The sequence below is a fragment of the Pseudomonas sp. BN415 genome (genome assembly GCF_029871195.1).
GTDB classification, from domain to species: Bacteria; Pseudomonadota; Gammaproteobacteria; order Pseudomonadales; family Pseudomonadaceae; genus Metapseudomonas; species Metapseudomonas resinovorans.
Window position 1 is genome coordinate 91,920 of the sequence record NZ_SSOK01000052.1, and the last position, 18,505, is coordinate 110,424.

16 protein-coding genes and 1 pseudogene are annotated in these 18,505 nt (G+C 64.3%); 7 read left to right on the plus strand and 10 right to left on the minus strand.

The genetic code is table 11. From position 1 onward, the window contains the following. The first annotated feature begins 5 nt into the window (after positions 1-5). The 5 genes and pseudogenes from E8F20_RS12870 to E8F20_RS12890 all read left to right on the plus strand — a co-directional run bounded on the left by E8F20_RS12870 (position 6) and on the right by E8F20_RS12890 (position 4,762). The gene (locus tag E8F20_RS12870; RefSeq protein ID WP_280284054.1) at positions 6-473 is read left to right on the plus strand and encodes an Lrp/AsnC family transcriptional regulator; all 468 of its coding nucleotides are present in this window, start codon (positions 6-8) and stop codon (positions 471-473) included. A gap of 343 nt (positions 474-816) precedes the next feature. Continuing rightward, a complete protein-coding gene (locus E8F20_RS12875) occupies positions 817-2,499 on the plus strand; it encodes an NAD(P)/FAD-dependent oxidoreductase (RefSeq protein WP_280284055.1) in 1,683 nt (560 codons plus the stop codon). Positions 2,500-2,513: 14 nt separating this feature from the next. Continuing rightward, positions 2,514-3,308 (plus strand): carbon-nitrogen hydrolase family protein, encoded by a 795-nt coding sequence (locus tag E8F20_RS12880; protein WP_280284056.1) that lies wholly within the window; start codon positions 2,514-2,516, stop codon positions 3,306-3,308. Between the two features lie 237 nt (positions 3,309-3,545). Next, positions 3,546-3,662 (plus strand): annotated as a pseudogene (locus E8F20_RS12885) (LysR family transcriptional regulator); the annotation flags it as partial. Positions 3,663-4,111: 449 nt separating this feature from the next. Continuing rightward, positions 4,112-4,762, plus strand: coding sequence for an endonuclease (locus tag E8F20_RS12890; protein ID WP_280284057.1), 651 nt, complete (start codon positions 4,112-4,114; stop codon positions 4,760-4,762). Between the two features lie 165 nt (positions 4,763-4,927). On the opposite strand, the gene E8F20_RS12895 is transcribed toward E8F20_RS12890, so the two are convergent. From E8F20_RS12895 to bioB, 10 genes are all read right to left on the minus strand, one after another. Then, entirely contained in the window at positions 4,928-6,706 is a 1,779-nt protein-coding gene (locus E8F20_RS12895) for an acyl-CoA dehydrogenase C-terminal domain-containing protein (protein WP_280284058.1), read from the minus strand. A gap of 186 nt (positions 6,707-6,892) precedes the next feature. Next, on the minus strand, positions 6,893-8,686 hold the full coding sequence (locus E8F20_RS12900) for an acyl-CoA dehydrogenase C-terminal domain-containing protein (RefSeq protein WP_280284059.1): 1,794 nt from the start codon (positions 8,684-8,686) through the stop codon (positions 6,893-6,895). A 99-nt stretch (positions 8,687-8,785) separates the two neighbouring features. Next, entirely contained in the window at positions 8,786-10,078 is a 1,293-nt protein-coding gene (locus E8F20_RS12905; protein WP_280284060.1) for a GGDEF domain-containing protein, read from the minus strand. A 175-nt stretch (positions 10,079-10,253) separates the two neighbouring features. Beyond that, positions 10,254-12,059, minus strand: a complete 1,806-nt coding sequence (locus tag E8F20_RS12910; RefSeq protein WP_028631141.1) for a phenylacyl-CoA dehydrogenase — start codon at positions 12,057-12,059, stop codon at positions 10,254-10,256. A gap of 278 nt (positions 12,060-12,337) precedes the next feature. After that, positions 12,338-12,583, minus strand: coding sequence for a hypothetical protein (locus tag E8F20_RS12915; protein WP_280284061.1), 246 nt, complete (start codon positions 12,581-12,583; stop codon positions 12,338-12,340). 63 nt (positions 12,584-12,646) lie between these two features. After that, positions 12,647-13,342 carry a dethiobiotin synthase gene (gene bioD, locus E8F20_RS12920; protein WP_280284062.1) on the minus strand — a complete coding sequence of 232 codons (696 nt, stop codon included), beginning with the start codon at positions 13,340-13,342 and terminating at the stop codon, positions 12,647-12,649. A gap of 1 nt (position 13,343) precedes the next feature. Then, the gene (gene bioC, locus E8F20_RS12925) at positions 13,344-14,159 is read right to left on the minus strand and encodes a malonyl-ACP O-methyltransferase BioC (RefSeq protein ID WP_280284063.1); all 816 of its coding nucleotides are present in this window, start codon (positions 14,157-14,159) and stop codon (positions 13,344-13,346) included. Further along, on the minus strand, positions 14,152-14,877 hold the full coding sequence (locus E8F20_RS12930; protein ID WP_280284064.1) for an alpha/beta fold hydrolase: 726 nt from the start codon (positions 14,875-14,877) through the stop codon (positions 14,152-14,154). Before E8F20_RS12930 ends, bioC begins: the two co-directional genes overlap by 8 nt. Further along, positions 14,870-16,051 (minus strand): 8-amino-7-oxononanoate synthase, encoded by a 1,182-nt coding sequence (bioF, locus tag E8F20_RS12935; RefSeq protein ID WP_280284065.1) that lies wholly within the window; start codon positions 16,049-16,051, stop codon positions 14,870-14,872. Before bioF ends, E8F20_RS12930 begins: the two co-directional genes overlap by 8 nt. A gap of 97 nt (positions 16,052-16,148) precedes the next feature. Then, positions 16,149-17,207: a biotin synthase BioB gene (bioB, locus tag E8F20_RS12940; RefSeq protein ID WP_028631147.1), complete on the minus strand. Its 1,059-nt coding sequence runs from the start codon at positions 17,205-17,207 to the stop codon at positions 16,149-16,151. Positions 17,208-17,434: 227 nt separating this feature from the next. On the opposite strand from bioB, the gene E8F20_RS12945 reads away from it, so the two are divergent. Continuing rightward, positions 17,435-17,728: a hypothetical protein gene (locus tag E8F20_RS12945; RefSeq protein ID WP_280284066.1), complete on the plus strand. Its 294-nt coding sequence runs from the start codon at positions 17,435-17,437 to the stop codon at positions 17,726-17,728. Between the two features lie 22 nt (positions 17,729-17,750). Then, the gene (locus tag E8F20_RS12950; protein WP_280284067.1) at positions 17,751-18,479 is read left to right on the plus strand and encodes a ComF family protein; all 729 of its coding nucleotides are present in this window, start codon (positions 17,751-17,753) and stop codon (positions 18,477-18,479) included. The last annotated feature ends 26 nt before the right edge of the window (positions 18,480-18,505 follow it).

Genomic DNA, 18,505 nt, shown 5'->3' on the forward strand with positions numbered 1-18,505 from the left:
CCACCATGTCCGACCTATCCCTCGACGAAATCGATCGCCAGTTGATCGCCGCGCTGCAGATCAATGCCCGCGAGAGCGTCGCCATGCTCGCCCGGCGCCTGGGCATCGCACGCACTACGGTGACCTCACGCCTGGCGCGACTGGAGAAGGCGCAGATCATCACCGGCTACGGGGTGCGCCTGGGCCAGCGCGTGGCCGATGGCGGCCTGCAGGCCTATGTGGGCATCACGGTGAAGCCGCGCAGCGGCAAGGACGTGCTGCGGCGCCTGACCAGCATGGCGGAGGTGCAGGTGCTCTGCGCGGTGAGCGGCGAGTTCGATTACGTGGCCTGGCTGCGCGCCGATTCCCCCGAGCGCCTCGATGAACTGTTGGACCAGATCGGCAGCGTCGATGGGGTGGAGAAGACCACCACCTCGATCATTCTCAGCTGCAAGATAGATCGCGGTCAGCCGCTGGCTCCAACCTCCCCGTGAACGCTGTGCCGTAGGGTGGACCACGCTTCACCGGTCCACCATAGGGGTCGGCTCGAATGGGGAGATGAAAAGTGATTTCCACCCTACTGAATGCCATCCGCGGGACGGGAACTGCAGAGTGCCGTCCGCCCCAAGCAATCCTGATTCCCTCCGTTGCCGGCTAACCTGATGGAAAGCAGGTGCGCAGCCATTTTCGTCAAAATGAATTATCAGCTCGTCGCTTTGCAGTGCATAACTACCAAATGACGACACTCTGCGTCTTATGGACGAAATCGGCGCTCCCTAGAATGGCCTGCAACGCTGCCCTGCCCGGCAGCCCCTCTCACCGCCTTCAAGGTCGATCATGAACAACAACAATCGCCACCCCGCCGACGGCAAGAAACCCATCACCATCTTCGGCCCGGACTTCCCCTTCGCCTTCGATGACTGGATCCAGCACCCGGCTGGCCTGGGCAGCATTCCCGCCGAGCAGCATGGTGCCGAGGTGGCGATCGTCGGCGCCGGCATCGCTGGTCTGGTGGCGGCCTACGAGCTGATGAAGTTGGGCCTGAAGCCGGTGGTGTACGAAGCCTCGAAGATGGGCGGGCGCCTGCGCTCGCAGACCTTCGAAGGCACCGACGGCATCATTGCCGAGTTGGGCGGCATGCGCTTCCCGGCCTCCTCCACCGCCTTCTACCACTACGTGGACATGCTCGGCCTCGAGACCCAGCCCTTCCCCAACCCGCTGACCCCGGCCTCGGGCAGCACGGTGATCGATATCGAGGGCAAGACCTACTACGCCGAGAAGATGGCCGACCTGCCGGCGCTGTTCCAGGAAGTGGCCGACGCCTGGGCCGACGCCCTGGAAGACGGCGCGCGCTTCGGCGACATCCAGCAGGCCATCCGCGACCGCGATGTGAAGCGCCTGAAAGAGCTGTGGAACACTCTGGTGCCACTGTGGGACGACCGCACCTTCTATGACTTCGTCGCCAGCTCCAAGGCCTTCGCCAAGCTGTCCTTCCACCATCGCGAAGTGTTCGGCCAGGTCGGCTTCGGCACCGGTGGCTGGGACTCCGACTTCCCCAACTCGATGCTGGAAATCTTCCGCGTGGTGATGACCGCCTGCGACGACAACCAGCACCTGATCGTCGGCGGCGTGCAACAAGTGCCGCTGGGCATCTGGCGCCATGAGCCGGAGCGTTGCGTGCACTGGCCTGCCGGCACCAGCCTGGCTTCGCTGCACAGCGGCGCACCGCGCCCGGGCGTGAAGCGCATCGCCCGTGCCGCCGATGGCCGCCTGGCTGTGACCGACAACTGGGGCGACACCCGTCATTACGCGGCCGTGCTCACCACCTGCCAGAGCTGGTTGCTGACCACCCAGATCGAGTGCGAGGAATCGCTGTTCTCGCAGAAGATGTGGATGGCCCTGGACCGCACCCGCTACATGCAGTCGTCGAAGACCTTCGTGATGGTCGACCGCCCCTTCTGGAAGGACAAGGACCCGCAGACCGGCCGCGACACCCTGAGCATGACCCTCACCGACCGCCTCACCCGCGGCACTTACCTGTTCGACAACGGCGACGACAAGCCGGGGGTGATCTGCCTGTCGTACTCGTGGATGAGCGACGCGCTGAAAATGCTGCCGCACCCGGTGGAGAAGCGCGTGAAGCTGGCCTTGGACGCGCTGAAGAAGATCTACCCGGACGTGGACATCGCCGGCCATATCATCGGCGACCCCATCACCATTTCCTGGGAAGCCGACCCGCACTTCCTTGGCGCCTTCAAGGGCGCCCTGCCGGGTCACTACCGTTACAACCAGCGCATGTACGCACACTTCATGCAGGACGACATGCCCGCCGAACAGCGCGGCATGTTCATCGCCGGTGACGACGTGTCCTGGACTCCGGCCTGGGTGGAAGGTGCGGTGCAGACCTCGCTCAACGCGGTGTGGGGCATCATGAAGCACTTCGGCGGCAAGACCTCGGTTGAGAACCCTGGCCCCGGTGACCTGTTCGCCGAACTCGGCCCCATCGCCCTGCCGGACTGAGCCAGGAGAAGCCTATGCGCATCGCCCTCTACCAATGCCCGCCCCTGCCGCTGGATCCGGCGGCCAACCTCGATCGCCTGCAACAGCGGGCGATTGAGGCCGCCCAGCGCGGCGCGGCGTTGCTGGTGTGCCCGGAGATGTACCTCAGCGGCTACAACATCGGCCTGGAGGCGGTCAGCGCCCTGGCTGAGCCATGCGACGGGCCTTGGGCTGCGCGGGTGGCGGACATTGCTCGTGAAAACGGCATCGCCATCCTCTACGGCTACCCGGAGAGCAGCGCCGGGGGCGCCATCTTCAACGCGGTGCAACTGATCGACGCCCAGGGCCACCCCCTGGGTAACTACCGCAAGACGCACCTCTTCGGCGAACTGGACAACGGCATGTTCAGCGCAGGTGGCGATGACTATCCGCTGCTGGAGCTGAACGGCTGGAAGCTGGGGATGCTGATCTGCTACGACGTGGAGTTCCCCGAAAACGTCCGCCGCCTGGCGCTGAACGGCGCCGATGTGGTGCTGGTGCCAACGGCCAACATGGTGCCCTACGACTTCGTCTGCGAGGTGCTGGTCCGCGCCCGCGCCTTCGAGAACCAGTGTTACGTGGCCTATGCCAACTACTGCGGTGGCGAGGGGGAAATCCGCTACTGCGGTCTCTCCAGTATCGCCGCGCCGGATGGCACGCTGGCAGCGGTGTGCGGTCGCGAGGAAACCCTGGCCTTTGCCGAGCTCAAGCGCGACAAGCTGGAGGCTTCGCGGGCGAGCATCACCTACCTCAAGGACCGGCGCGCGGAGCTGTACCGTCCGCTGGTCTGAAACCTCTGTGTGGGCGAACTCATGGGTTAAGTCTGCATGCAAGCAGCTGCACTGCCCGTAGGAGCTGGCTTGCCAGCGAATGGCCGCGTTTCACTGGCAATCCAGCGCCTACAAGACTCTTGGTCCGGCTCTCGCCACAGCTAACGCAGACATAGCCAAATCATTCGCCCCTAGATCGAACCGCACCCGCCTCAATCCCAATGCCGAGGAGAAGCGTCAGGTCAACGCGGCATGCCGGCCACCGTTCTGCCTGGCCGCGCGCGGCAGATGCACGCCAACCAGGGGCTGCTGTGGAAGCCGCTGAGCGAGCCACGGGTGCCATTGAAGGCGGGATTGGTATTGCTCGATGCGTAGCACCGATAGGCGACCCTGGAGTTGCTGCGCTCAATGCTGGGAGGGGTGGTGGAGCCGAAGGACCTGCTGCTGTAGCGGAGTTTCAGAACGCAGAAAAAGAAAAACCTCGCCGAAGCGAGGCTTTGCAGACTGTGTCCCGACATCCCTGATCTGACCGCCATCCTGGCGGAAATCCGGCGTATCCCTGTTTTGCAGTGCGCTTCCTGCGCTACGTCCAATGTGGTGAAGATTAGCCCCCGCCACAGACGCCCGAAAGGAGCCATAGCCACCAGCACTTGTAAGCCAATGCTTACATGATTTGGCAATTAGTCTGAACGGTCTTATCGCAACCCGGCCGCACAACCAAGCAAGCGATCGGTTGGCCTTGGTTTGCCCGCGGCGCTATTGTTAGACTCGTTTTGTCCTACAAGAACAACAGACCCCGACAAGGTGGTCCCAGGGTCATCAGCATGCGCCCAGTCGTTACTGCCCTTTCCTGCCTGGCGGCCGTGGCCGCCAATTTCGCATTCGCCGGTGGCCAGGATCGCCTGGCCGATCCCAAAGCCGCAGTCGAGCAGGCCTTCTGGCAACAGCTCTATGCCGGCGGCGGCACCACGCTTTATTGCGGCAAGACCTTCAGTGCCCCCGGCGGCCTGCTCAGCGCCAGCCCGGTGTACAGCACCAAGCAGATCAAGAGCGCCCTGCGCTGCGTCACCGACAGCCAGTGCCAATCCGCGAATCCGCAGTACCCCTACATGCTCTCCGACCTGCACAACCTCTACCCGGACCAGTCGCGCATTGAGCTGGCACGGCGCAACGCCCTGTTTGGCGATGCCGGTGATGGCGGGCAGAGCAAAGTCGCCGACTGTGATTTCAAGTCCTCCTACCAACTGGTGGAACCCCGCGATGCCGCCAAGGGCAACGTGGCCCGGGCGATCTTCTACATGCACAGCGAGTACGGCCTGCCGATCGTTGGCCAGTTGCAGATGTTCCAGCACTGGAACCGCCTGGACCCGGTGGACGATGACGAACGCGCTCGTAACAGCCGCATCGAAGCGATCCAGGGCAATCGCAACCGCTTTATCGACGATCCGACGCTGGCGGATTCGTTGCAGCCGTAGTGGGCCTCGTAGCGGCGACTTCAATCACCAAACGGACCGCAGGCACGCCCTGCATGCCGAGGGACAGCCGCCGGCCATGGCGAATGAATTCGCTCCGACTGAAAGACACCTTGCTGAAAACACGAAGCCCCGCATGAGCGGGGCTTCGTGTTTGCGGAGTACCGCTTAGAACTGCGCGGCGTCCAGCAGGTAGAGCGACTCGCTGCCGGCCTTCACCGAGGCGGTCAGGGAGTGGATGCGCGGCAGCAGGCGGGCGAAGTAGAAACGCGCGGTACCGAGCTTGCTGGCGTAGAAGTCGTCCTGGCCTTCCTTGCCCAGCGAGGCGCGAGCCATCAGGGCCCACATGTAGGCGTAGGCGGTGTAGCCGAAGACGTGGAGGTACTCCACCGAGGCGGCGCCGACTTCGTTCGGGTTGTTCTTCGCGCTGTCCAGGACCCAGGCAGTCAGATCGTCGAGGTTGGCGATGGCAGCTTTCAGCGGCTCGATGAACTCGGCCAGCTCCGCGGAAGCGCCATTGGCAAAGGCCTTGATCTCGTCGGAGAAGTGCTTGTAGAACGCGCCGCCGCTGCCGACTACCTTGCGACCCACGAGGTCGAGGGCCTGGATGCCGTTGGTGCCTTCGTAGATCTGGGTGATGCGCACGTCACGCACCAGTTGCTCCTGGCCCCACTCGCGGATGAAGCCGTGGCCGCCGAACACTTGCTGGCCGTGGACGGTGGTTTCCAGGCCGAGGTCGGTGAGGAACGCCTTCGCGACGGGGGTCAGCAGGGCGACCATTTCTTCGGCGCGTTTGCGCACGACGGTGTCTTCGCTGAACTTGGCGGTATCCAGCTGCATGGCAACGTAGCTGGAGAACGCACGACCGCCTTCGTTGGCAGCCTTCATGGTCAGCAGCATGCGACGCACGTCGGGGTGGACGATGATCGGGTCGGCGGCCTTGTCCTTGGCGACCGGGCCGGTCGGGGCACGGCTCTGGATGCGGTCACGCGCGTATTCCACGGCGCTCTGGTAGGAACGCTCGCCGGAAGCCAGGCCCTGGATACCTACGCCCAGACGCTCGTAGTTCATCATGGTGAACATGGCGGCCAGGCCCTTGTTCGGGGCGTCGATGATGTAGCCGGTGGCGCCGTCGAAGTTCATCACGCAGGTGGCGGATGCCTTGATGCCCATCTTGTGCTCGATGGAGCCACAGGACAGGGAGTTGTTCCCACCCAGGGAACCATCGGCGTTGACCATCACCTTGGGCACCAGGAACAGGGAGATGCCTTTCGGACCAGCCGGGGCGTCCGGCAGCTTGGCCAGTACCAGGTGGATGATGTTCTCGGTCAGGTCGTGCTCACCGCCGGTGATGAAAATCTTGGTACCGGTGATCTTGTAGCTGCCGTCGGCCTGGGGTTCGGCCTTGGTGCGGATGATGCCGAGGTCGGTGCCGGCATGGGGTTCGGTCAGGCACATGGAACCGGCCCAGACACCCGCATACATGTTCGGCAGGTACTTTTCCTTCAGCTCTTCGCTGGCGTGGGCGTTGATCGACAGGCAGGCGCCGGCCGTCAGCATCGGGTACAGGCCGAAGGAGAGGTTGGCCGAGTTGACCATCTCTTCCACCTGGGCGGAGATCACCTTGGGCATGCCCATGCCACCGAAGACAGGATCGCCACCCACGCCGACCCAGCCACCTTCGGCGTAGGTCTTGTAGGCCTCGGGGAAACCGGCCGGGGTACTCACGGCACCGTCCTTCCACTGGCAGCCTTCTTCGTCGCCGCTGCGGTTCAGCGGGGCGATCACGCCGCCGGTGACCTTGCCGGCTTCTTCCAGGATGGCGGAAGCGGTATCGACGTCGACCACTTCGGCCAGGGCGGGCAATTCAGCCCAGAGCTTGGCCACCTCGAAGACTTCATTGAGGACGAAGCGCATATCGCGCAGGGGCGCTTTGTAGTCAGCCATGTGCAAACCTCGCAAACACTCTACAGGTGGCCGGGTTGGCCGGTTTCACGGATAGACCGGAAGTGTACATGACCAACTTTTTGGAGACATAGTGTCATTTAGTGACCATATATTCACATGCAGTCACCTCGCTATCCAGAATGGAAAAGGCCCGCACGGGGCGGGCCTCAAGCCGTTCATCGGCGCCTACAAGTAGAAATGTTCGGCCGGCAGCCCCATCAGGCAGTCGCTTCCTGCCTCCACCGCAGCACGGTGGGCTTCGGTGCGCGGTAGCAGGCGCTTGAAGTAGAAGTCGCAGGTCACCAGCTTGGTCTGGTAGTAAGCGCTGTCGCCCTCGCCTGCCTGCAGCTTGGCATCGGCCACCAGGGCCATGCGCAGCCAGAAGTAGGCCAGGGCGATGTAGCCGGAATACATCAGGTAATCCAGCGCCGCGGCCCCCACCTCGTCCGGGTTTTTCATGGCGGCCATGCCGACCTTCTGGGTCAACTCGCCCCACTGCTGGTTGAGGCGCACCAGTTCAGCCGCATGAGCCTTGAGACGCGGATGCTCAGCCTGGGCCTGGCAGAGCTTGTGGATCAGCCTGGTGAAGCCGCGCAGCAGCTTGCCCTGGCTGCCCAGCACCTTGCGGCCGAGCAGGTCCAGCGCCTGGATGCCGTTGGTACCTTCGTAGATGGGGGCGATGCGGCAGTCGCGCACCAGCTGTTCCATGCCCCATTCGCGGATGTAGCCGTGGCCACCGAACACCTGCATGCCGAGGTTGGTGGCTTCCAACCCGGATTCGGTCATGAAGGCCTTGCAGATAGGGGTGAGGAAGGCGAGCAGGTTGTCGGCTTCCTCGCGGGCGGCGGCATCCTCGCTGCGGTGGGCGATGTCCAGTTGCTGGGCAGTGAAGTAGGCCAGGGCGCGGTTGCCTTCGTTGAAGGCCTTCATGGTCAGCAGCATGCGGCGCACGTCGGGGTGCACGATGATTGGGTCGGCGGCCTTGTCCGGCGCTTTCGGGCCAGTAAGGGCGCGCATCTGCAGGCGGTCGTTGGCGTAGCGCACGGCCCCCTGGTAGCTGGCTTCGCCGAGGCAGAGACCCTGCATGCCGGTGCCGAGGCGAGCGTGATTCATCATGGTGAACATGCAGTTCAGGCCCTTGTTGGCTTCGCCAATGAGGTAGCCCGTGGCGCCATCGAAGTTCATCACGCAGGTGGCCGAGGCCTTGATCCCCATCTTGTGCTCAATGGAGCCGCAGGACACGGCATTGCGCTCACCCACTCCCTCTCCGACGGGAAGGAATTTAGGCACGATGAACAGGGAGATGCCCTTGGTGCCGGCCGGTGCGTCGGGCAACTTGGCCAGCACCAGGTGCACGATGTTCTCGCTCATGTCGTGCTCGCCGGCGGAGATGAAGATCTTGGTGCCGGAGATCGCATAGCTGCCGTCGGCCTGGGGCACTGCGCGGGTCTTGATGATGCCGAGGTCGGTCCCGCAATGGGGCTCGGTGAGGCACATGGTGCCGGTCCAGCGGCCTTCGGTGAGGCGGGTCAGGTAGGTCTGTTTCTGTTCTTCACTGCCGTGGGCGTGGATGGCCGACATGGCGCCGTGGGTCAGGCCCGGGTACATGGCCCAGGACTGGTTGGCCGAGGCGACCATCTCGCTAATGATCAGCCCGAGGGAATGGGGCAGGCCCTGGCCACCGTAGGCCGGGTCTGCGGCCAGGCCGTTCCAGCCACCTTCGACGTACTGGGCGAAGGCTTCCTTGAAACCCTTGGGCGTAGTCACCACGCCGTCCTGCCACTGGCACTCCTCTTCATCGCCCGAGCGGTTGATCGGCGAGAGCACCTGCTCGCAGAACTTGGCGCCTTCTTCGAGGATGGCGGCGACCATGTCCGCGGTGGCATCACTGGCGTTCAGGGCCGCGTAGGTGGCCGGGTAATCGAAGACTTCGTCGGTGAGGAAGCGGATGTCGCGCAACGGGGCCTTGTACTCGGGCATGGCAGGTCTCCTTGAGGGGGTATCCAGCGACCCTACTTTGCCCCCGTTCGCCCGACAACGACGCTGCCGCTGCTGAATGGAGCGTCATAACCACCCGTGTCAGCCAGTGGCGCGCTTGACCCGCACCGCGCCGCGACGGTTTTCGCCATGGCGGAAGACCCGGTTGCGACCTGCGCTCTTGGCGCTGTAGAGCGCCTGGTCGGCGGCCTTGATCACCTCTTCCGGGGTGCGCTGCTCGGTGTCGCGCCCGGCCACGCCAATGCTGACGGTCACCGATACGGTCTGCCCGCTCGGAGCACCGCGTCTGGCCCTGCCGGTTTCGTCATTCTTCGGTCGGCTACCCTGGTCGCGCAGGTGCATCTGGTACTGCTCGATGGCCTGGCGCACGGTTTCCAGGTGGAGCATGCAATCCTCCACCGACTTGCCCGGGAAGAGGATGGTGAACTCCTCGCCGCCATAACGGTAAGCCTTGCCGCCGCCGCCCACCTTGCGTAGCCGGCTGGCAACCAGGCGCAGCACCTGGTCACCGACGTCGTGGCCGTAGGTGTCGTTGAATTTCTTGAAGTGATCGACATCGGTCATCGCCAGCACGTAGTTGCGCCCGAGGCGCCGCAGCCGCTCATTCAAGGCGCGACGCCCGGGCAGACCGGTGAGCTCGTCACGGAAGGCCATCTGGTAGGCCTCATGGGCCACCGAAGCGGTCAGGGCAAGCATCACCATACTGCTCATCACATGCAGGGCGTGGGGCAGCAGGAATGCCTTGGGCAGCATCCACAGCAGGCCGGCCAGCCCCAGCAGCTGCGCGGCATGCTGCGGTCGCGGCTGGCGCAGGTAGGTGACCAGCAGGGACACCAGGGCCACGACGAATGCGAGGTAAGCGAGCTGCACCAGGGTCATCCAGCTGCCGTGCAGCAGCGGCCAGTGAACCTTGCCGATGAAGCCCAGTACGATGTCCGGGTAGCTGGTGCCAAACGCCACCACCACACCGAGCACCGCGATCAGCACAGCACCTCGGGCGACGAAGTCCTGCAGCAAATGGGTGCGCTCCTCCCAGCAGCCATACAGGCCATAGAGCATGGGCAGCAGCAGGCAGGCCGGGTGGAACACGAGCCCGACGTCTTCCCGCACCACGCGCTCGGCCTGGTAGTAATCGACCTGGGTATCCAATTGGTAGTACGCGAGGTAGACCACCAGCAGCAGCGCCACCTGGCGCACCCGCCCGTAGGCCGAGCAGAAGGCGCCGCCCAGCAGCAAGAGCAAAGTGGGCAGCACGTTGAAGAGCGAGGTGAAGAACTCGTTCATTTCCGACAGCGAGCCCGCCACTGCGCCCCCGACCACCAGCAGCAAGGGAGGCAGGAAATGACTGGGACGATAGGACGCACGAGGCCGCACGGAATCTGATCCTGGGGTTCGAATGACGGGGAAAAGTCGAGATGGCGATATGATTGCACAGGTGCGAATCGCAAACACGGGGGCCTGTGCGAAGTCCTCCACAACCCGGCGGATGGGGCACACCGGAAACGAAAAAGCCCGCCGAAACGGCGGGCTCTTCGTGTTGCGTTGAACCTTAGTAACCCAGGTCGAAGTCTTCTTCGGCCATGTCCATCAGGTTGCTGGCACCGGACAGCATGGTTTCCACGTGGGTACGGGTACGCGGCAGGATGCGCTTGAAGTAGAAGCGCGCGGTCTGCAGCTTGGCCTTGTAGAAGGCGGCATCGCCTTCTCCGGCAGCCAGTTTCTCGGCAGCCAGGCGAGCCATGTCGGCCCAGAAGTAAGCCAGGCAGGCGTAGCCGGAGTACATCAGGTAGTCCACCGAAGCGGCCCCGACTTCCTCGCGGTCCTTCATGGCGGCCATGCCGACCTTCATGGTCAGCTCGCCCCACTCCTTGTTCAGCTTGGCCAGCGGCTCGACGAACTCCTTCACGGACTCGTTGGCTTCGTTGGCCTGGCAGAACTTGTGCACGATCTTGGTGAAGCCCTTGAGCGCTTCGCCCTGGGTCATCAGGATCTTGCGGCCCAGCAGGTCGAGCGCCTGAACACCGGTGGTGCCTTCGTACATCATCGAGATACGGCAGTCGCGCAGATTCTGCTCCATGCCCCACTCGCTGATGAAACCGTGGCCACCGTAGATCTGCATGCCGTGGGAAGCGGATTCGAAGCCCACTTCGGTCATGAAGGCCTTGGCGATGGGGGTCAGGAAGGCCAGCAGGCCGTCAGCAGCTTTCTTCTGCTCTTCGTCCTGGCTGTACTTGACGATGTCCACCTGCTTGGCGGTGAAGTACACCATGGCGCGGTTGCCTTCGGCGAAGGCCTTCATAGTCAGCAGCATGCGACGCACGTCCGGATGGACGATGATCGGGTCGGCGGCCTTTTCCGGCGCTTTCGGGCCGGTCAGGGAACGCATCTGCAGACGCTCGCGAGCGTACTTGATACCCCCCTGGAAACCGATCTCGGCGTGGGCCAGGCCTTGCAGCGCGGTACCCAGGCGAGCGGTGTTCATGAAGGTGAACATGCAGTTCAGGCCTTTGTTCGCCGGGCCGATCAGGTAACCGGTGGCGCCGTCGAAGTTCATCACGCAGGTCGCGTTGCCGTGGATGCCCATCTTGTGCTCGATGGAACCGCAGGAAACGGCATTGCGCTCACCGGCCGAACCATCGGCGTTCGGCATGAACTTCGGAACGATGAACAGGGAAATACCCTTGGTGCCGGCCGGGGCATCAGGCAGGCGGGCCAGGACGATATGGACGATGTTGTCGGCCATGTCGTGTTCACCGGCGGAGATGAAGATCTTGGTGCCGGAGACTTTGTAGGAACCATCAGCCTGGGGCTCGGCCTTGGTGCGCAGCATGCCCAGGTCGGTACCGCAATGCGGCTCGGTCAGGCACATGGTGCCGGTCCACTCGCCGGATACCAGCTTGGTCAGGTAGGTGTGCTTCTGCTCGTCGGTGCCGTGGGCGGACAGGGTGTTCATCGCGCCGTGGGACAGGCCGGGGTACATACCCCAGGACCAGTTGGCCTCGCCAACCATCTCGCTGATGGCCAGGCCCAGGGATTCCGGCAGGCCTTGACCGCCGTGGTCGACGTCGTGAGCCAGGCTCGGCCAGCCGCCTTCGACGAACTGCTTGTAGGCTTCCTTGAAACCAGTCGGGGTCTTAACGCCGGACTCGCTCCAGGTGCAGCCTTCGGTGTCACCCACACGGTTCAGGGGAGCGATCACCTGCTCACAGAACTTGGCACCCTCTTCGAGGATGGCGTCGACCATGTCCGGGGTAGCGTCCTGGCAGCCAGGCAGGCTCTGATAGTGCGCTTCGTAGCCGAGCAGCTCGTCACGAACGAAGCGGATATCACGCAAGGGGGCCTTGTAATCAGGCATAGCGGTAAACCTCTGCAGTGGGTTCCTGGTTCAGCTGACCGGAGCGCCGGTCGCTAACGGCATCTTGTGGTGATCGCAGGCGCAATCAAACAGGCGTTTGAAACATACGTTTACGCCAAAACCTTGTCAAGCGCTCCGCCGGACCGGCCGGTCACGTCCCTGGCAGGCAGCACGAAGCCCTGCCTCCAGACAGTAAAGATCAAGAAGCAGCACAGGAGTTGGGGGAGGAAACAGGAAGGAAGAATGCGAAAGGGCCGCTTGACGCGGCCCTTGAAGGATCAGGCGAAGGTGTCGATCAGGCTGCCGATCATCTGGTCGGTGGCCTTGGCGACCATGCTGCCAGCCTCGGCCTGGACCTTGCCGGCCTCGAGGGCGAGCAGAATGGTGGTGAGGTCGGCAGGCTGCTGCGAGTCCGCGCCAGCGACTGTGTTGCTGGCTATTTCACCGGCTGCCTGCTGGATCATGCGCTGGCCGGACTGAATGGCGCCAAGACCGGCGCTGAAGCCACTACCCTGGATTTCCATGGCGGATACCGAAGCTCGAAGGAAGACGCCGGCAATTGAAGCAGCCCGCCACGCGCTGCGCAATCAGCGCGGGACGAATGTGCCCAGCGGCGACAGGTCGAGATGACGCGCCACCGCCGCCGGGGTCGCGTCGGCCAGGCGCGGCACGCGGCCGAGGCAGGGGGCTGGCAGTCGCTCGGCCAGGGTGGAGAGGTTCTCGTCCAGGCGCGAGGTCTGCGGATCGACCACATTGGCTACCCAGCCCGCGAGAGTCAGGCCATCCCGCTGAATGGCCTCGGCAGTCAGTACCGCATGGTTGATGCAGCCCAGGCGCACTCCGACGACCAGGATCACCGGCAGCCCAAGCGAAATCGGAAGGTCAGAAAGATTGGCGGAACCCGCCAGCGGCACGCGCCAGCCGCCAGCACCTTCCACCAGGCTGATATCAGCGCCCCTGGCCAGCACGCTGCGCACTGGTGCCGCCAGCGCGTCGACATCCAGCACAACACCCGCTTCACGTGCTGCGAGGTGCGGGGCGATGGCTGGAGCGAAGGCCAGCGGGTTGACCTCGTCATAGCTCAGCGGCAACGAGCACTCACCCAGCAACGCCAGGGCATCGCTGTTGCGCAGGCCGTCAGGGGTCTCTTCACAACCGGACGCGACCGGCTTGGCAGCCGCAGTGGATAGGCCCTGCATCCGCGCAGCGTGAAGAAGGCCGGCAGCGATGGTGGTCTTGCCGATCTCGGTGTCGGTGCCAGTGACGAAGTAAGCCGCCGCCATATCAGTCTTCCTTTTTCAGTACGCCGTAGACCACTTGGTACGTAGCCGGTAGGCCCTGGGGCTGGCGGAAGCGCTCATAGGCCTCCACCAGCGCGAGGATGCGCGCCCGCCCAGTCAGCCCACCCGGCCGGCCGGGATTGAGATTGTGCGCGCCAAGGGCCTTGAGTTCGTGGGTCAGGGTGCGCAGGTCAGCGTAATGCAGCACCTGGGGTTCGCTGCCCAGGTCCAGTGGCAGTAGGCCGCTGGCGGCACAGAGGTCCTGGTAGTCCTCCAGACGACGGAAGCGATTGACGTGGACGAAGCCGTCCACAGCCTGCCAACTGTCGCGCAGTTCCTGCAGGGTGCCGACGCACAGGCTGCTGAAGGCGAACACGCCACCCGGCTGCAATACGCGGCGCGCTTCGGCGAGCACGGCGGCGAAGTCGGCGCACCACTGCACGGCGAGGCTGGAGAAAATCAGTTGCTGGGTTCCACTGGACAATGGCAGATGCTCGGCGTCTCCGGCAATGAAGCGCCGGGCGCCACCCAGTGGACGGGCATGACGCAACATGCCCTCGGCGATATCCACCGCCAATCCATCGCTCTCCGGGAAGCGTCCAGCCAGGGCCCGTGAGAAGTAGCCGGTGCCGCAGCCCAGGTCGAGCCAATGTTGCGGTACGAACCTTTCCGGTAGTCGACGCAGCAGTTCGTTGCCGACCGCCCGTTGCAAGGCGGCGACGCTGTCGTAGCTATCTGCAGCACGAGAAAAGGAAGCCGCCACCTGGCGCTTGTCCGGCAGATGGCCTTCGGCTTCGGCGGCGATTCGCGCGTCAGACATCGTCACCCTCGCGCATGAATCGGAGGATGGCCGCTGCGACCTCATCGGGTCGTTCCAGCGGCAGGCCGTGACTGGCGTCATCGACCACCTGGACTTCCAGGTCGGGAAGCCACTCCAGCAGCGCGGCGGCGGCCGTGGCTGGCACCAGTGCATCGCGCCCACCGAACAGGTGCAGTTGCGGACCGCCGTAGCCCTGGACGGCCGCGCGGATATCCAGCACGTCCAGCAGACGCAGGCCGGCATCCAGCACCTTGGGCTCGGTGGGCAACTGGGTGACTTGCAGCTGCCGCGCCAGGGTCCGGGCATCCCGCGCGCCCTGGGCCACCAGCATGGTGAAGCGCCTCAGGGTCTGTGCGTGATCGAGACGGCAGGCCTCGTGGAAGGCCGCGAAAACTTCCTGGGACATGGCGCAGGGCCAATCATCACGGTCGCGAAAACTCATGTTGCTGCACAGGCCGATCAGCCCTCGGCAGGCATCGCCACGACGTGCAGCCAGTTGCGCAGCCAGCATGCCGCCGAGGGACCAACCCGCCAGCCAGCAGTCCTTGGGCAGGCGAGCGTCCAGCTCGTCCAGCCAGGCGCCGGCCTGCTCCAGGGCGGGCAACGGTTCGATCTCCACCAGCAGGTGTGGCGCGCGCTCCAGCAAGGCATCGCGCAGGGGCTCCAGAGCGGCCGGGCCGATAGCCCAGCCCGGCAGCAGAATCAGGCGTTCACGCATCAGAGACTTCCTCCTTCGCAAGGCTTGCCCAGCATTCGGCCAGGGCACTCAGCAAGGATTCAAGCTGTTCTTCCGTGTGGACGGCGGAGAACGTGATACGCAGCCGCGCGCTACCCGCCGGCACAGTGGGCGGGCGAATGGCGCCGACCAGGATGCCGCGCTCGCGCAGCAGGGCGGAAAGTCTGAGGGCGCGGGCACTGTCGCCGACCAGGATCGGCTGGATGGGCGTCGGGCTGTCCATCAGGGTCAGGCCGATTTCGGCCGCGCCTTCACGGAAGCGTCGGATCAGCGCGTTCAGGTGCTCACGGCGCCAGCTTTCGCGCTGCAGCAGTTCCAGACTCTTCAGCGTGGCGCAGGCCACGGCCGGCGGCTGGCTGGTGGTATAGATGTAGGGGCGGGCGAACTGGATCAGGGTTTCGATCAGTTCCTCACTGCCGGCGACGAATGCACCGGCGGTGCCGAAGGCCTTGCCCAAGGTGCCCACCAGAACCGGCACGTCCTCCAGGCCCAGACCGAAGTGTTCGACGATGCCGCCGCCTGTTGCACCCAGCGGGCCGAAGCCGTGGGCGTCATCCACCATCACCCAGGCGCCACGGGCCTTGGCTGCAGCGCATATGGCGGGCAGCTCGGCCAGGTCGCCGTCCATGCTGAACACGCCGTCGGTCACCACCAGAGTGTTGCCCTCGGCTTTCCCCAGGCGGCTGGCCAGGCTGTCGACATCGTTGTGCAGGTACCGCGAGAAGCGCGCTCCGGAGAGCAAGCCGGCGTCCAGCAGCGAGGCGTGGTTGAGGCGGTCTTCCAACACCGTGTCACCCTTGCCCAGCAACGCGGTGACCGCCCCCAGGTTGGCCATGTAGCCGGTGGAAAACAGCAACGCGCGGGGCCGGCCAGTGAATTCGGCCAGGGCCAGTTCCAGATCGTGATGCGGACCGCTATGACCGATCACCAGGTGCGAAGCACCGCCACCGGCACCCCATCGCTCCACGCCACGCTGCAGCGCGGCCTTCACTTCAGGGTGGTCGGCCAGGCCCAGGTAGTCGTTGGAACAAAAGGCCAGCATTCGCCGGCCATCCACCACGACTTCGGGCCCTTGCGGGCTCTCCAGCAGCGGCCGCTGACGATAGAGGTTGTCCGCATGGCGGGCGGCAAGACGCGAGGCGAGATCAAAAGGCATGGGCGGTTCGGTTGTTCGTAGGAGCCAGCTTGGTGGCGAACCTGCAGGAGCCGCCCTCGCGAGCAAGCTCGCTCCTACAGGGGTCGTTGACGGGGTGTCAGGCGGATGCGGCGTCGTAGAACAGCTGCGAATCGCGTTGTTCCACCAGGGCCTGCTCGATGGCAGCCTGGTGCACTTCATCGGCGTGCTCTTCACGCTCTTCCGGCTTGATCCCCAGGCGAGCGAACAGTTGCATGTCCTTCTCCGCCTGCGGGTTCTTGGTGGTCAGCAGCTTCTCGCCGTAGAAGATCGAGTTGGCGCCCGCCATGAAGGCCAGTGCCTGCATCTGCTCGTTCATCTGCTCGCGACCGGCGGACAGGCGCACGTGGGATTTCGGCATCATGATGCGGGCGACCGCCAGGGTGCGGATGAAATCGAACGGGTCGACGTCTTTCTCTTCCGCCAGGGGCGTGCCCTTCACTTTCACCAACATGTTGATAGGCACCGATTCGGGGTGTTCGGGCAGGTTGGCCAGTTGGATCAGCAGACCGGCGCGGTCGGCCACCGACTCACCCATGCCGAGGATGCCGCCGGAGCAGATCTTCATCCCCGCCTCACGCACGTAGGCCAGGGTCTGCAGACGCTCGCTGTAGGTGCGGGTGGTGATGATGTTGCCGTAGTACTCCGGCGAGGTATCCAGGTTGTGGTTGTAGTAGTCGAGGCCGGCTTCGGCCAAAGACTGGGTCTGCTCCTGGGTCAGCTTACCGAGGGTCATGCAGGTTTCCAGGCCGAGCTTCTTCACGCCTTTGACCATTTCCAGCACGTAGGGCATGTCCTTGGCGGAAGGGTGCTTCCACGCGGCGCCCATGCAGAAGCGGGTCGAGCCGATGGCCTTGGCCTCGGCAGCGGCCTCGAGGACCTTCTGCACTTCCATCAGTTTTTCCTTGTCCAGGCCAGTGTTGTAATGGCCGGACTGCGGGCAGTACTTGCAGTCTTCCGGGCAGGCGCCGGTCTTGATCGACAGCAGGGTGGAAACCTGTACCCGATTCGGGTCGAAGTTCGCGCGGTGAACGGTCTGGGCCTGGAACAGCAGGTCGTTGAACGGCTGCTCGAACAGCGCCTTCACCTCGGCGAGGGACCAGTCATGACGGGTAGCGATGGATGCGGTTGCACTCATGGAGGTTTCCTTCGACGCTTGCAGGGGCGCCTCTTGTCAGGGATACCCGGAGTCGGACTCCGGGAATTCAGGCTTAGGGCATCATAAGTTGAGCTGTGACGCTGTCAACCAGTCTTGCGACACAGGTCAACATCTGATCGTTTTTTAACCACCAATTCCACTGGACCAGATTTCCCCGTCAGGCTCAAATCCCTGGCAGCCTGCCGCTGAAGGAGCAACACACTGCAATGCGTACAGAAGGATTTTTCGAGTGGCTCGGCCGGATCATCGGCACCGCCATCCGCTTCATCGTCGACCTGCTCTCTGGCGTGCTTGACGGTATTGGTCAGGCTATCGACGACTTTCTCAACGGCCTGGCACGGGCCATCGGCATGGACGTGTCCTTCTTCAGCCTGATCCTGCTGCTCGTCGGACTACTGCTGCTCTACAGTGGTGTCCGCGCCTTCATCCGCAAGTCCATCATCGGCGGCCTGGTCCTGACCTTTCTCGGTCTGCTGGTGATGAGCTGGCTGATCGCCTGAATCCTGTCCCAGGGAGGGGACCATGCTTTCCATGCTCGCCCGGTTGCAGCCGGCCTGGCTTCGCCACACACCCACCTGCCAGCTTTGTCGCGCGCCGGGTAGCGACCTGGCCATCTGCGCAGGCTGCGAGGCCGAACTGCCCTGGCTCAGCGGACACTGCATCGTCTGCGCCCTGCCCTTGCCCACCCATGGCCTGCCCTGCGGTGAGTGCCTGAAACGGCCACCGCCCTTCACGCGGGTCGAGGCGCCTTGGCGCTACGGCTTCCCGGTGGACAGCCTGATCACCCGCTTCAAGCACCAGGGCCGCTGGCCAATTGGCCGTTTGTTGGGAGAATTGCTCGCCCGCCACCTGGAGCACGCGTTCCATGAAGGGCTGCCCCGTCCCGACGCCCTGCTACCAGTTCCCTTGAGCGCACAACGCCTGCGCCAGCGTGGCTTCAACCAGGCACAGATGCTGGCGCGCTGGCTGGGCAACGAACTGTGCCTCCCGGTGCAGGACGACTGGCTGCATCGCATCGAGGACGTCCCGCCCCAGCAGGGCCTGGATGCTGCCGCCCGGCGCCGCAACCTGCGCCGTGCCTTCGCATTGCCCTCGCGGGTTGAGGTGAAAGGCCTGCACCTGGCCCTGGTGGACGACGTGCTGACCACCGGCACCACCGCACATGTCCTCGCTCGCCTGTTGAAGCGCGCCGGCGCGACTCGGGTGGACATCTATTGCCTGGCACGCACGCCCCGGCCGGGAGAATCCTGAAAGCTTGACGCAGCGAACAGGCGGGA